Below are 13,473 nucleotides of genomic sequence, written 5' to 3' on the forward strand. Positions count from 1 at the left end.
CAGGAACGCATACCATGCTGAAAAATAAACGTGTTGTCGTCACCGGTGGTGGTCGTGATTTCGGCCAGGCGGTGTCGGTGTGGCTGGCCCGGGAAGGGGCTCATGTCGACTTGTGCGCGCGCCAGATGTCCAGTGCGCAGGCCACGTGTGAGCTTATTCGAGCCGAAGGGGGATCTGCGCGTGCCTACGCGTGCGACATCGCCGACCCTGCATCGGTGCGCGCCTTCGCTGCGCAAATCCTGCAGGATGAGCGGGCGGTGGACGTTCTGGTGCTGAGCGCGGCGCAGTGGCTTGAGGGGCTATTGGGAGAAGACGACAGTGACGACGACATCGCCGGCACCATCAACTCCGGTCTGACAGGCTCGATCACCCTGACCCGTGCACTGTTGCCCGGGCTGCGTCGCTCGGCGGCGGCCGACATTATGGCGATGGTCTCGGTGTGCGGCGTGCCGCAGTTTACCGACTCTATCGCCCATCCAGCCTTTTTCGCCGCCAAACACGGTATGAGTGGCTTTTGCCAGAACATGGCTCATCACCTGGCCAAGGAGCACATTCGGGTCACCGGTTTTTACCCGCCCGATTTTGAAGTGACCGGCCTGGATGAGGCGGTTGATCCTGCCAGCCCATTGCTCAACGGTCGTTCCATCTGGGAGACCATGCGCTTCGTGCTGACGCAACCGCGCAACTGCCACATCGATGCGGTGCACTTCCGGGGCCCGACTCGCGAGACGCTGCAATGATGAACAACACCACTGCACGGTGCCGGGCACCGGTCAGTTATCGGCTCTCCAGCGATGACCTGGAGCTGCGTCAGGTCATGCCGCTGAACATCGCCGATGGGTTTTTCACCGCAGGCTGCGATCCGGCAGTGTTCTTTGACAAGTGCGCGCAACACCAGGCGGTTCGCAGGCTCGCCCCTGACTTGGCGTTTGACGGTCGGCAAGTGGCATCGTTGGACCGGTTGCCGCCTGATGATGGTCGTGCGTGGGTAGTGCGCCCGGCGTTGTCGCCGAGTTCGCGCGGTTCAGCCGTGCTGCTGGGGGGGCAGTGGGCCACTGCGTCCCAGGTCGCCGCCTTGCTGGATGATGCACCGGGGCCGTTTCAGATCCATGTCCATGAACCGGGTTATCCCGTGTTCATCAATGGGGTACTCGACGCGGGTGAGTTCCACGTCACTGACGCCTGGCGCTGTCATACCCTGGATCTGGAAGGGCGCAGGCTCCTCACTGCCGTCAACAGCCTGCCTTCCGCCGTGCTGCCGGCACGGCTGGTGCCGCAGCTTGCCGCGCTGGCTAACGGGCTCGGCATGCTGCACGGCCCGTTGCACGCTGAGGTGGTGATCACGTCAACCGGCGCGCGGCTGGTGAAGCTGTCGCCGCGACTGGCCAGCACGCCGTTGCCGCAGCTTTGCCGGTTGGGCGGTTGGCCAGCCCAGGAGGATTGCTGGAAACAGTGGCCGCAGGCACTCGGGCAAGGCCCGACGCAAGGTGCAGCGGTGGCGGATTACTCTTTTGTGATTACGCGGGCCGGGCGGGTCAAGGCCTTTCTCTTTGACCGTGAAGTGCGCAGCCTGGAGAGCTTCAGCCACTATTTCGTTGCGCCGCCGGTTGGCAAGGCGGTAGCAATGACCACTGACGGCACCACCTACGGATGTACGGTTTTCTTACGCAATCATTGCCTTGAAAAGTTGACCGAGGAGATCGCCATGCTCCAGTCGCTCAACCTTACCGACGCCTTCGAGATCGATTAACCCGTCGCCGCTGCGCAGCACCCCAATAGAAATGCCCAGGGAGGTCATCACACGATCAACCTCCTGCGGCTGCGCTCAGCCTGAAATTCTGTAGACAGGGAGTTCACATGAGTTTTGCAACAGATTTGGTCATCAGCCCTTGCGAGCAAAAAATCCACGATGTGGTGGGTATCGGCTTTGGCCCTTCGAACATTTCGCTCGCCATCGCCCTTCAGGAGATGGCCCCCGAGCTGGATGTTGCTTTTTTTGACAGCGCACCTGGTTTCGGTTGGCACAAGGGCATGCTGTTCAAGAATGCAACCATGCAGGTGACGTTTCTCAAAGACCTGGTCAGCTTTCGCAACCCGCGCAGCTACTTTACGTTCGTCAATTACTTGCACAGCAAAGGCCGGATCGCCGCCTTCTGCAACAAGAAGGACTTCTTCCCCGGCCGCCTGGAGTTTCACGATTACCTGAGTTGGTGCGCGGCGGAGTTCAGCGACCAGGTGTTCTACGGTCATCAGGTGCTGAGCATCAACGAGGGCGGCGTGGACGATGACGGTTCACCTCTGTTCAGAGTCCAGATGCAGGTGGGTGATATGACGACGGCTGTGCTTGCCCGTTCGGTGGTTCATTCATTGGGCCTTGAGCCTCAATTGCCATTGGGGGTGGAGCCCGGCGAGCGGGTAACGCACGTTCATCACTTGCTGGCCCATCTTGAAAAGACTGCGTTGAATGCCGACGGCCACTGCGTCGTGGTGGGCGGTGGGCAGAGTGCCGCCGAGGCCGTTGAGTACCTGCTCGAGACGTATCCGGCCATGAACGTGACAGCCATCATGGCGCGCTATGGCTACACGCCAGCCGACGACAGCCCATTCGTGAACGAAATATTCAACGCCGACGCGGTCGACGATTTCCACGCGTCGCCCGCCCATGTACGGCAACACATACTGCGCACACATGCCTCCACCAATTACTCCGCAGTGGACATGGCCCTGATCGAAAAACTCTACCGCAACTGGTACGACGACGAAGTCAGTGGGCAGCAGCGTCTCAAGCTGGAACGCATGAGTCGTTTCCAATCGGTCCTTGTTCAGGATGCCGGTCTACAGGTGGCGTTCAACCGCCAAATGAGCAGCGATGTACAAAAGCTGCGCTGCGACTATCTGGTCTGCGCGACCGGCTTCCGTCCCCGCCGCATCGCCGACCTGTTGTGCGCATCCCTGGCTGTCCGACTGGTCCACGACGAGGGCTCGGCGCGTATTTTGCGTAACTACCGCCTGACCTTTCAGGGGGACTCGGCGCCACTGCTGTATTCCACGGGTGTTGCCGAAGACACTCATGGATTGAGCGCCACGCTCATTTCCAATATGGCCATTCGCGCCGGTGAAATCGTTGACGATCTGCGCACCACCCTGAAACGGAGGCACTATGAGCAAGCCGTTTGACGTCATCATCATTGGGGCCGGCATCATCGGCGCGACGTGCTTTTATGTAATGACCCTGGCGGGCAAACGCTGCCTGCTGCTGGATGACAAGCAGCTCAGCTGCGGTGTGACAGGTGCTTCCGGCTGCATCGTGCGGGTCACTCATGCGTCCTGGGAGGCGACCCGCGCTGCGGCGCAGGGCTATCACTTCTACCGGCAGTTGGCGCAGGACTCCGGGGGGCAAGTGCCCTTTACCGAGACGGGCTATCTGCATTTCGCCGAGCCACACGCATTGGCCGACATGCAGGGCTGGCTGGAGCGCGAAGGGGTACCGGCTCAATTGCTCGACTCCCGGGCCTTGGCTGCCCGCTACCCCGCGTTGCCGATCACCGCGCAAATGGCGCTGCACGAACCGGGCTCAGGCTACATGGAGGCCAGACCGACGTTGCAGTACCTGGTGCAATCGGCCATCGCCCAGGGTGGGGTCTACCATGACGCGGTAAAGGTTCACGCGGTACGTGTCGATGTTGCAAGCCGGCAGGCCGTTGGCGTGCTGAGCTCCAACGGCGATTACGACGGTGCGCAGGTGATTGTCGCGATGGGCAATGGTACCAGCGAGTTCCTGATTCGCCAGTTCGGTGATGCCTTTGGCCTGTGGAGTCAGCATATTCAGGTCACACGGTTCAAGGGCGCGACACCGTTACCTGAGGCGCCGTGTTTTATTGACGACATCAATCAGCTTAACGGACGACCGTGCCCCCTGACCGGCGGGCTCTACGTCGGCTACCCGACGGGTATGCGAGTGCCGGCCAGCCACAGTTACATGCCTGCTCAACTGTCCCACGCACAACTGACCCGAGAGCAGGGTCAACGGCGTTTCCCCTGGCTGCAAGACGCATCGGTGGAGGGTGCGCTGTGCCATAGCGACTGCTACAGCGAGCAACCCATCGGGTTGATTGGCAAGCAACCGGGGTTGCCGGGCGGCGTGCTGGTTGCCTCTGGTTTCAGTGGTGGCGGATTCAAAATGGCGCCCCATGTTGCCATGCAGCTCGCCCGCGTAATTTCTCAAGGATAGAGAGCAACGACCATGAAAAAGATCAATATGTTTTCCCCGGCCAAACGCTTCTACAACGTCGACTCGCGCACCGTTGACCTGCCTGGCACTGACCTTAACCTGATGGGCTGCACCCTGGGGCCTGGCGAGGAAAGCCAGCCGCACAATCACTTTGAGGATGAGTTGTTTATTTTCACCGCTGGGCATGGCGTGGTTAAAACCGTGCAGGAGACGCTTGAAGTGCGTGCGGGAGACGCCGTGCACTGCCAGCGCTTCGAACCTCATACCCTGCGTAATCTGAGCGATCAACACCCCTTGACCTTCCATTCATTGTATTGGGATGCGGGGCGCTCTAACGCGCCCGCAGCAGCGCCAGTTGTGGACACCCTGATCTACGCTACCCCGCCGACGCCGAACGGTGATTTGCACCTGGGACATCTCTCGGGGCCCTATATCGCAGGTGATGTGCTCAAGCGCGTGCTGGGCAACACCGGTGCCAGGGTTTTCTACGGCAGCGGGCGTGACGATAACCAGACGTACGTCGTAACGTGCGCAACCAAGGAAGGCATCGGTCCGGGCGCATGCGCCGACCACTACGCCCAGGCCATCCGCGAAACGTGGCAAGGTTATGGCATCGATATGGACGTGTTCATCACACCGGATACCCAAGGTGAGTACGCGGACTTCGTTCATCACTACCTGCAACGACTGCATGAGCAGGATGTTATCTATGCCAAGGACACGCCAGTGTTCGTGGATGATGCGGGAAACGCGCTGCATGAGGCGTTCATTCACGGGGGCTGCCCGCATTGTGGCGAAAGCAGTGACGGCAATGCCTGTGAGGCCTGTGGCCAGCCCAACCAGTGCACCGACCTGACCCAACCGCGCGTCAAGCGCGATGGGCATCAACCCCGATTAAAAATCGAAACACGCTTGTTCTTCCGTTTGAGTGCATTTGCCGACGAACTGCTCAAGTACATCCAGACGGCCAACATGCCTGCCCATGTCTATCAGCTTTGCCACACCATGCTGCGCCAGGGGCTGCCGGATATCTGCATCAGCCATCGCAGCGACTGGGGTATTCGCCACCGCCTGCCATCCGTACAGGATCAGGTCATCTACGTCTGGTTCGAAATGGCCTTCGGTTATCTGTGGGGCGCCAGCGACCTGCCGGTTGACGGCAGCGATCGCTTCGCACGTGCCGAGCAGTGCTATTCGGGCGCAATGGATGTAGTTCATTGTTACGGCTTCGACAATGCCTATTATCACACCTTGTTATTCCCGGCGATTTACCTGGCATTGGGCTTGACCCCCCCGCGACACCACATTGTCAACGAACTGCTTGATCTTGATGGCAGTAAGTTCTCCACCAGTCGCCGCCACTTGATCTGGGGCCGTGAGTTTTTGGCCGAAGCCGGCAGCGATTATGCGCGCATGGCGCTCATGCTCACGCGCCCTGAGGGGGTGAGAACCAATTTCACCGTCGATGAGATCAGCGAGCAGCTCAATGACCTGTTTGCGCAGAAACTGAATGGGTTGATCCAGCGCCTGGATCAGTGCATCGCCAGGCATGGCGGCAGCGTGCCTGAGCCTGGCGCCTGGCTGAGCGACCAGAAAACCTATCATGAAGAACTGTGCCAATGGATGGACGGGTATCGGCAGGCTGCCTCGATCCAGAGCTTCTCGCCCAGACGCATGGCCGAGCAGGTCGCTCATGTGATTCATCGCGCGTCGCGTTTCAGTGCCGCACAAGAGCATTTATTGAAGTCTTCGGCGCAACCGTTATCCAACCACGCGCGCACTGCACTGGCGCTGCAGGCTATGACCCTGCGCTGGCTTGCTTATGCCACTTACCCGTTGATGCCGGGTATCAGCCAGCAACTGAGCGAATGGCTCAATCTGCCTGGGCTCGAACGTGACGATGTACTGGCCGGCTCGTTCTTTGCCGGCGGTCATACCCTGGCCAGCCGGCCACCTGTGAAACTGCACAGCGTGTCGGCTCAGGCACTGGCGCGGCTTATGCCGGGGCACGTTTAGATGAGCGCAGTCATGCGCGGACAACGGGTGGGTATCGTCGGGCCTCTGACGGGCCCTCGGGCGGCGTATGGGGAGTGGCTTCGCAAGGCCGTGCAGGGTTCCTCGCTACCCCTGATATGGGCGGATGACGCGGCCGACCCCGTCGTCGCGGTAGCTGCGGCGCGCCGACTGTTGGCCGGCGGGGCAGGGGTGGTCATTGGTCATTTCAACAGTGAATGCGCCCGGTCGGCCGGGGCACTCTACCAGGCAGCCGGTGTTCCCTTGCTATTGCCCGCCGCAACGGCACCAGACCTTTGCCGTACGGTCGGTGCCTTTCGCTTGTGCGCCAGTGAATTGCAGCAAGTGACGACCATTGTCGACTACCTGGCTCAGGTTTATACGCCGGTTGAAGAAATCTGGTCGGATGGTTCGCCGTACGGCGAACGATTGGCCTTGGCCTTGCAACAGCGTCTGCTGCCGATGACGCGGCAAGGGGCAAGCCAGTCGGTATGCGCGTTGATGGGCTCGCACGTCGCGGTGGCTGCGGAAATTCGTAGAAGAGCGCGTCCGGGGACGGTTTATCTGGTGCCGGATGATTGTGTGGTCGAAGAGTTTGGCGAGCTGCTGGCGGGGACCGGCGTAATCACCCTGTGCCCCCATGCCGCGCCGGATTTTGGCGACTGCGCGCGCATGGCGCTGAGGTTTGTGGCCGCTGCCTTTGAGGAGGGCTGCGCCGTACGCGAGTACCTCGATGCACATGCGGATTTCGACCAGGGTCAGTACCGACATGCCGACTACATCATGAAGTGGCACGAATATTCCACTTTTCCTGGCCATGACAAAGGACGTCATCATCATGCAACTTGAACATTCTGGAACCTTGCGCGAGTTACCCGGCATAGGCCATGACGACATCGCACCCGGCGACATTGAGATTATGCTGTCCGCGTTCCGCCAGGCCCTGACCCAGCCCCGCGCCAAGCTGTCGGCGCCGTGTGATGCCGAGCACATTACGCAGGCGGCAGAAGAGGCGGTCGGCACCACGATTTGTGAATCAGGTATAGGCCTGGAGCCCGCGTTGGAACTCTACACCAGCTTGCTTGGCCGGCAGGGCGTGCCGACCGACCACCCGGGTTATCTGGCCTACATCGGTGCCCGTGCTACCCCCGCAGCCGCGTTGATGGACGGCTTGCTGTCCGCCAGTGGCATGATCGGCTCGGGATGGCTGGGCGGGGCGGGCTTGATCTGGGCGGAGAATCAGGCATTGCGCTGGTTGTGTCAGCTGGCCGGTTTGCCGGACGGCGCCGGAGGGTGTTTCGTCGGTGGCGGCACCGCGGGTAATTTCTCTGCGCTGGTGGCCGCCCGACATCGCTACAGAGAACGCGCGGGGCGGCATCAGGGGCTTTTAGTGGTGGGAGAGGGAGCCCATTCTTCAATTATCGTCAGCGCCCGGTTGCTCGACCTGGACGTGGTGACGGTGGCTTCGGATGAGCTGGGCCGTTTAACGGCTTTCGAACTGGCGAAGACCTTGGAACAACTGGCCGTGGAGGGGCGGCGCGACCACGTGGTCGCCGTGGTAGCAGTCGCGGGTGCGACCAATTCGGGACAGATCGATGATCTTTCCGGTATAGGGGGAATCGCCCGTCAGCATGCTATCTGGTTGCATGTGGATGCGGCCTACGGCGGTGCGTTCCTGTGTGTCCCGAGTGTGAGGGCTCAACTGGAAGGTATTGAGCAGGCCGACTCACTGATCATCGACCCACACAAGGGCCTGTTCGTACCCTACGACTGTTGTGCGCTGCTCTACGCCAAACCCGATGAGGTTACCGCAGCTTTTACTCAGGATGCTTCCTATCTGGAGCAGATCAATGAGTCCGAGCAATGCAACCCCATGCACTATGCCTTCCATCTGTCGCGTCGGGCCCGAGGCATGCCGCTGTGGTTCTCACTGGCGGTGCATGGCATCGCGGCTTACCGGCATACTCTGGAGCGCATCCTTGTGCTCAGCGCCTACCTGCGCACGCGCATCGCCAGCCATCCGAGGCTGGAGCTGATCAAGGCGTCCGGCTTGAGCGTTATCCTGTTCAAGCGCCACGGCTGGCAAGCCGACGATTATGATCGCTGGGCGCAGCGTTGCCTGCGTGACGGTGTTGCCCTGGTGGTCCCTTCTCGCTGGCAGGGGAAGACCGTGATGCGGGTATGCATCATGAACACAAGGCTGGATGAGCAGCGATGTGATGACCTACTGGCTGACCTCTGAAGAATGCGTGCTGATTTCTATCCTTCAGCATCGGCTGGAGCATTCAGCTCATTGAGCGCCATTGCGTTATTTTTGAAGGCGGCTGCGAAGATTGCGCGATTTTTTGCCATGTAGATACTTGCATCTTCCGCGTGTTTTTCGGAGAGGCCGGCGACGTTTTTCATCAATACGTCCGTCAGGGCCTCTGCCAGTTCAAGCATCTGATCGTGAGCGTCGGCAAGTTTTCGGTCCACGAACGTAGTCTCCAAATCCCGGGTACTGCGGTAAAGGGTCTCAACAGCCATTTTGGCCTCGTCGTAATATCAAGTGTTGAATGGGGTCGCCCCGGCGCTGCGGGCTTTGTGCTGTGTCCGACAAGCTACGCAATCATCGAGTCTGCGGTTCGAGCGTCCTGACCAGATAGGGCGCATCTGACATATCCAGGCATTCACGACCCTTACCTCTGGTGCATACTGTGTTTATATACAGTTAAAAGCAAGCGAAACATTTGGCGTTGGCGAGCTGATTTTCAATGTAGTCGGAAAATTGCGAGTTGCTACGCCGCAAACGCGCATTGTGGCTGAATGCCATGATCTGAGTGAATAAAGTGCCTCGTGTCACTCGGCCACCCTCTCACCTGCGGCCTCTGGCTTTTTTCCTGCATGCAGAACAACCGTCACCTCCACCCCGCATTATCCGGTCGCACCGACCTAAGGAAGCATCATCGTGAAAATCAACTGGGCCGAAAAGCTGCGCCGGCAAGTCCATGGGCTGGCCGAGTCGCTGGGCAATCTGTTTGTGGAGTCGTTCCATTACCTGGCGCTGTTCGCCATTGGTGCAGTGACCGCTTGGGCGGCGGTGATGGAATTTCTGGGGATGCTGGAGAACGGGCACATCAAGATCGATGACATCTTGCTGCTGTTCATCTACCTGGAATTGGGCGCGATGGTCGGGATTTACTTCAAGACCAACCACATGCCCGTGCGCTTCCTGATCTACGTGGCCATCACCGCGCTGACGCGGTTGCTGATCTCCAACGTGTCCCATCACAACCCGCCGGACGTGGGCATTATCTACTTGTGTGGTGGGATTCTGCTGTTGGCCTTCGCGATTCTGGTAGTGCGCTACGCGTCGTCGGCGTTTCCTTCGGTGAAAGTCGAAGGCCCACGTCGCAAGGGCGAGGCGAGCCAGGAGACCGAGAAGGGCGAGCTTTAGAGCCCGACGCTGAAAGGCAGGTGGCGGGTGGGCGGTCGCTGCAACAGCTTGTGATTGTCCCCATCCGTCATCACCGCCAGGATTTCCATGGCGCTGTGGCCCTGCTCGATGGCAATACCGAACTGGATGCTTTGCACCAGGCGCTTGAGCCGTTGCGGATCGTTGCGTTGTTCGGCGCTGATCATGCGCTTGGCCACTACGCCGCTGTCATCGGAGAGGGTGAGCATGATGCTGCCGTCCAGCCGCTGAATGCTCAGGTTGACGCGGTATTGTGGGCTGAAGGTGTCGGTGATGATCTGAAAAGGGTTGTCCATGGTGCGTTACCGCCTGATAAGAACATGCAGTCATTGACGACCGGTGTCGGGAATAGTTCGCGTTGCCTGACCACCGGCCAAAGTCCGTTTTCCTCAAAAGCTCTACAGCAAGGGGCGTGCCGTACAGGTGCCGGGAAGGTTTTTTGTAGGAGCGAGCTTGCTCGCGAAAAACTCATAGGCACTGCGTTCATTCAGAAAGCACGGGTTATCGTTGACGTTTTTCGCGAGCAAGCTCGCTCCTACAGATCGGCATCAAGGCAAGCCCCTCCCACATTTGAACGGTGTTGTCCTTGGGCGGTGACCTGTTTCAGGGCAGTATCGAGAAAATGATCGCAGACAGCGCAATCAGCACTCCACCCAGCTGACCGCCAGGCCGCCCCGTGACGTTTCTTTGTATTTGTCATGCATATCGGCGCCGGTATCGCGCATGGTGCGGATCACCCGATCGAGGGAAATGAAGTGCTTGCCGTCGCCGCGCAGGGCCATTTGGGTGGCGTTGATCGCCTTGACGGCCGCGATGGCGTTGCGCTCGATGCACGGCACCTGCACCAGGCCGCCGACGGGGTCGCAGGTCAGGCCGAGGTTGTGTTCCAGGCCGATTTCGGCGGCGTTTTCCAACTGTTCGGGGGTGGCGCCAAGGATATCCGCCAGCCCGGCGGCGGCCATGGCGCAGGCCGAGCCCACTTCGCCCTGGCAGCCGACTTCGGCGCCGGAGATCGAGGCGTTCTTCTTACAGAGGATGCCGACGGCGGCAGCGGCCAGGAAGAAATTGACCACGTCGTCGTCAGACGCGTCGGCATTGAATTTCATGTAGTAATGCAGCACGGCAGGAATGATTCCCGCCGCGCCATTGGTCGGCGCGGTGACCATGCGCCCGCCGGCGGCGTTTTCTTCGTTAACGGCGAGGGCGAACAGGTTGACCCACTCCATGGCCGACAAGGTTGACGTGATGACATTGGGCTTGCCGATTTCCAGCAGGCTGCGGTGCAATTTCGCCGCACGACGCGGGACGTCCAAACCACCGGGCAGAATGCCTTCATCGCGCAGGCCCTGTTCCACGCACGCGCGCATCACCGACCAGATATGCAGCAGGCCGCTGCGGATGGCTTCGTCGCTGCGCCAGGCGCGTTCGTTGGCCATCATCAATTCCGAAACCCGCAGGCCGTGCTTGTTGCACAAGGCCAGCAGTTCAGCGGCGCTGGAAAAGTCGTAGGGCAATTCAACGTCGCTGGTCGGCGCAATGCCCGATGCGGCTTCGGCAGCTTCGATGATGAAACCACCGCCCACCGAATAGTAGGTTTGCTCGCTCAACAGGCCGCCGTCGCCGTATGCGTGCAGGGACATGGCGTTGGGGTGGTAGGGCAGGCTTTCGTCGAGCAGCAGCAGGTCGGTGTGCCAGTCGAATGCAATGGCCTGTTGGCCGGCGAGTAACAACTGGCCGGACTCGCGCAGTTGCTGGATGCGCGCGTTGATCGAGGTGGGGTCGACCTGATCCGGCCATTCGCCCATCAAGCCCATCACACAGGCGCGGTCAGTGGCGTGGCCGACACCGGTGGCAGACAGCGAACCGTACAAGCGCACTTCGACGTGCCGGGTTTGGCTGAGCAACTGCTGGTCGGCCAGTGCCTGGGCAAAGGTCGCGGCAGCCCGCATCGGCCCGACGGTATGGGAGCTGGACGGGCCGATGCCCACCTTGAATAGATCGAAAACGCTGATAGCCATGCTAAAGCCTTACAAGCAATGGAGTGGAAGTCGCTGCCATGTTTTGTAGAGCAGGCGCAGTTGGAGCGATACTGGGCCTCTGGATTGGCACTGACCAACGAATTATCCTAAGACACCCTTTAGCAGGACTAAACGCTATGACCCGGCCCCTTCATGGCCAGACCTATTCCTGGCTGCATGTCTTTTCCTGTGCTGCGCGGCACCTTTCGTTCACCCGCTGCGCCGAAGAGCTGCACATCACGCCGGGCGCGGTGAGCCAGCAGATCCGTCAGTTGGAAGAGCGCCTGGGCTTCAGACTGTTTCACCGCCGTGCTCGGGGTGTGGAGCTGAGCGCCGAAGGGCAGCGCCTGGCGGCGGTGGTAGGGGAGGCCTATGGCAGCATCGACGCCGAATTGCAGCGTCTGGACGCCGGGATGATCAGCGGCACCTTGCGCCTGCGCTCGATTCCGTCGTTTCTCGGCAAGTGGCTGACCCCGCGCCTGCCACGCTTGCAGCAGCGCTTTCCGGACATTCAGTTGCGCATGGTTGCCGAAGACAGCAGCGTCGCGCTGCACGAGGGCGACTTCGACCTGGCCATCGACCTGAACGACGGCAGCTATCCCGGATTGTTATCCACAGCCCTGTTGGATGAGCAGATATTTCCGGTGTGCGCCCCCAGCCTGTTGCGTGGCCGGCCGCCACTGCATGGCCCGGCCGACCTTGCCCACTTTCCGCTGTTGCACGACATCACCGCTTGGCGTGGGAGCTATGAGTATGCCGAGTGGGAGTTCTACCTGAATGAAATCGGTTACCGCGATGCCGATGTGCGTCGCGGGCACACCTTCAACCGCAATCATCTGACCATCGAAGCCGCCATTGCCGGCATGGGCGTGGCCATTGCGCGGCGCACCTTGCTCAATGATGAGCTGGAACGAGGGACCCTGATCGTGCCGTTTGGCCTGGCCGTGCCCAACCATAAACGCTACGTGCTGCTGTATGCGCCGGGTGCATTGAGTCACCCCGGCGTGCGGGCGGTGCACGACTGGCTGGTGGAAGAAGCGGGGGTTTTTCGCGCGTTGCACCCGTTGGGAGCGGCGCCATTGTGAGGAAAATAGGAGGTAAGAAGTTGTAACTAACTCCCCACCCTACCAGCGTTCTTGCTCGTCGTCAGGGTTAATTTGTAATGTAGGATTTATCTTTGCAAAGGGGTTGAAATGTTTCAGCAGGTGCTCAATTGTGTAACCAAGAGGTCATGGTTTCACCACCCCGGTGTTGCAGTTTGTGATCTCTGGCGAGCTAGCTGAAATAAGGGAAGAACTATGCAAATCCAAGTCAATAGCGATAACCATATTGAAAGCAGCATCCGACTGGAGGAGTGGGTACGTACCACCATTGAGAGCACGCTCGAACGTTATGAAGAAGACCTGACCCGTGTGGAGGTCTACCTGCGGGATGAGAACGGCGACAAGCCCGGTCCCCACGATTTAAGTTGCCGCCTCGAGGCCCGGCCAAAAGGCCACCAACCGCTTTCGGTGCTGCACAAGGCCGATACGCTGGAGCAAGCGATCGATGGCGCGGCCACCAAGCTCGACCATGCGCTGGAACATCTGTTCGGCAAACTGCAAGGCAAGCCCCGCGCTGCCGGTAAAAACCAGCCGACCACCAAAGTCAATGAAGATGAGCTTGAACAGGAGTTTCTGGAAAAAGAACGGGCCGTATTCAACGGCTGATAGTTTTTTGACTCCCCATTGAAGACGGGCCTGCGCATGCAGGCCCGT

At 60.0% G+C, this 13,473-nt stretch carries 13 protein-coding genes; 10 read left to right on the forward strand and 3 right to left on the reverse strand.

Annotated features, from left to right (window positions below; genetic code table 11):
* The first annotated feature begins 14 nt into the window (after positions 1-14).
* From J1G34_RS05315 to J1G34_RS05345, 7 genes are all read left to right on the forward strand, one after another.
* Positions 15-740, forward strand: a complete 726-nt coding sequence (locus J1G34_RS05315; RefSeq protein WP_065894822.1) for an SDR family oxidoreductase — start codon at positions 15-17, stop codon at positions 738-740.
* Complete coding sequence (locus tag J1G34_RS05320) at positions 737-1,750, forward strand: hypothetical protein (protein WP_065894823.1); 1,014 nt, start codon at positions 737-739, stop codon at positions 1,748-1,750. The genes J1G34_RS05315 and J1G34_RS05320 overlap by 4 nt, the downstream gene beginning before the upstream one ends.
* Positions 1,751-1,857: 107 nt before the next feature.
* Positions 1,858-3,177, forward strand: coding sequence for a lysine N(6)-hydroxylase/L-ornithine N(5)-oxygenase family protein (locus J1G34_RS05325; protein ID WP_065894824.1), 1,320 nt, complete (start codon positions 1,858-1,860; stop codon positions 3,175-3,177).
* Complete coding sequence (locus J1G34_RS05330) at positions 3,161-4,231, forward strand: NAD(P)/FAD-dependent oxidoreductase (RefSeq protein WP_065894825.1); 1,071 nt, start codon at positions 3,161-3,163, stop codon at positions 4,229-4,231. The genes J1G34_RS05325 and J1G34_RS05330 overlap by 17 nt, the downstream gene beginning before the upstream one ends.
* Before the next feature lie 12 nt (positions 4,232-4,243).
* The gene (locus J1G34_RS05335; protein WP_240997023.1) at positions 4,244-6,247 is read left to right on the forward strand and encodes a class I tRNA ligase family protein; all 2,004 of its coding nucleotides are present in this window, start codon (positions 4,244-4,246) and stop codon (positions 6,245-6,247) included.
* Positions 6,248-7,093 (forward strand): ABC transporter substrate-binding protein, encoded by an 846-nt coding sequence (locus J1G34_RS05340; protein WP_222993486.1) that lies wholly within the window; start codon positions 6,248-6,250, stop codon positions 7,091-7,093.
* Complete coding sequence (locus tag J1G34_RS05345; protein ID WP_240997022.1) at positions 7,083-8,486, forward strand: pyridoxal phosphate-dependent decarboxylase family protein; 1,404 nt, start codon at positions 7,083-7,085, stop codon at positions 8,484-8,486. Before J1G34_RS05340 ends, J1G34_RS05345 begins: the two co-directional genes overlap by 11 nt.
* A 17-nt stretch (positions 8,487-8,503) precedes the next feature.
* Here J1G34_RS05345 and J1G34_RS05350 read toward each other — a convergent pair whose 3' ends face one another.
* On the reverse strand, positions 8,504-8,770 hold the full coding sequence (locus J1G34_RS05350; RefSeq protein WP_057724702.1) for a YebG family protein: 267 nt from the start codon (positions 8,768-8,770) through the stop codon (positions 8,504-8,506).
* A 421-nt stretch (positions 8,771-9,191) separates the two neighbouring features.
* On the opposite strand from J1G34_RS05350, the gene J1G34_RS05355 reads away from it, so the two are divergent.
* The gene (locus tag J1G34_RS05355) at positions 9,192-9,680 is read left to right on the forward strand and encodes a phosphate-starvation-inducible protein PsiE (protein ID WP_065895760.1); all 489 of its coding nucleotides are present in this window, start codon (positions 9,192-9,194) and stop codon (positions 9,678-9,680) included.
* Here the strand turns inward: J1G34_RS05355 and J1G34_RS05360 are convergent.
* Together J1G34_RS05360 and J1G34_RS05365 are read right to left on the reverse strand one after the other, a co-directional pair.
* Complete coding sequence (locus tag J1G34_RS05360) at positions 9,677-9,994, reverse strand: DUF3509 domain-containing protein (protein ID WP_065895761.1); 318 nt, start codon at positions 9,992-9,994, stop codon at positions 9,677-9,679. The two genes, J1G34_RS05355 and J1G34_RS05360, sit on opposite strands and share 4 nt — an antisense overlap.
* Positions 9,995-10,339: 345 nt before the next feature.
* Positions 10,340-11,716 (reverse strand): L-serine ammonia-lyase, encoded by a 1,377-nt coding sequence (locus J1G34_RS05365; RefSeq protein WP_222993488.1) that lies wholly within the window; start codon positions 11,714-11,716, stop codon positions 10,340-10,342.
* 137 nt (positions 11,717-11,853) lie between these two features.
* Between J1G34_RS05365 and J1G34_RS05370 the strand changes: the two genes are divergently transcribed.
* Both J1G34_RS05370 and J1G34_RS05375 read left to right on the forward strand, forming a co-directional pair.
* Complete coding sequence (locus J1G34_RS05370; RefSeq protein ID WP_065895763.1) at positions 11,854-12,801, forward strand: LysR substrate-binding domain-containing protein; 948 nt, start codon at positions 11,854-11,856, stop codon at positions 12,799-12,801.
* Between the two features lie 213 nt (positions 12,802-13,014).
* Positions 13,015-13,425 carry an HPF/RaiA family ribosome-associated protein gene (locus J1G34_RS05375; protein ID WP_016978251.1) on the forward strand — a complete coding sequence of 137 codons (411 nt, stop codon included), beginning with the start codon at positions 13,015-13,017 and terminating at the stop codon, positions 13,423-13,425.
* The last annotated feature ends 48 nt before the right edge of the window (positions 13,426-13,473 follow it).

This window comes from Pseudomonas sp. Wu6 (assembly GCF_019891515.1).
Taxonomy (GTDB): domain Bacteria; phylum Pseudomonadota; class Gammaproteobacteria; order Pseudomonadales; family Pseudomonadaceae; genus Aquipseudomonas; species Aquipseudomonas orientalis_A.

Coding starts and splice junctions, on each gene's coding strand:
- J1G34_RS05360 (WP_065895761.1), bottom strand. CDS start 9,994: ATGGACAACCCTTTTCAGATCATCACCGACACCTTCAGCCCACAATAC.
- J1G34_RS05365 (WP_222993488.1), bottom strand. CDS start 11,716: ATGGCTATCAGCGTTTTCGATCTATTCAAGGTGGGCATCGGCCCGTCC.
- J1G34_RS05375 (WP_016978251.1), top strand. CDS start 13,015: ATGCAAATCCAAGTCAATAGCGATAACCATATTGAAAGCAGCATCCGA.
- J1G34_RS05335 (WP_240997023.1), top strand. CDS start 4,244: ATGAAAAAGATCAATATGTTTTCCCCGGCCAAACGCTTCTACAACGTC.
- J1G34_RS05340 (WP_222993486.1), top strand. CDS start 6,248: ATGAGCGCAGTCATGCGCGGACAACGGGTGGGTATCGTCGGGCCTCTG.
- J1G34_RS05320 (WP_065894823.1), top strand. CDS start 737: ATGATGAACAACACCACTGCACGGTGCCGGGCACCGGTCAGTTATCGG.
- J1G34_RS05325 (WP_065894824.1), top strand. CDS start 1,858: ATGAGTTTTGCAACAGATTTGGTCATCAGCCCTTGCGAGCAAAAAATC.
- J1G34_RS05345 (WP_240997022.1), top strand. CDS start 7,083: ATGCAACTTGAACATTCTGGAACCTTGCGCGAGTTACCCGGCATAGGC.
- J1G34_RS05370 (WP_065895763.1), top strand. CDS start 11,854: ATGACCCGGCCCCTTCATGGCCAGACCTATTCCTGGCTGCATGTCTTT.
- J1G34_RS05350 (WP_057724702.1), bottom strand. CDS start 8,770: ATGGCTGTTGAGACCCTTTACCGCAGTACCCGGGATTTGGAGACTACG.
- J1G34_RS05330 (WP_065894825.1), top strand. CDS start 3,161: ATGAGCAAGCCGTTTGACGTCATCATCATTGGGGCCGGCATCATCGGC.
- J1G34_RS05315 (WP_065894822.1), top strand. CDS start 15: ATGCTGAAAAATAAACGTGTTGTCGTCACCGGTGGTGGTCGTGATTTC.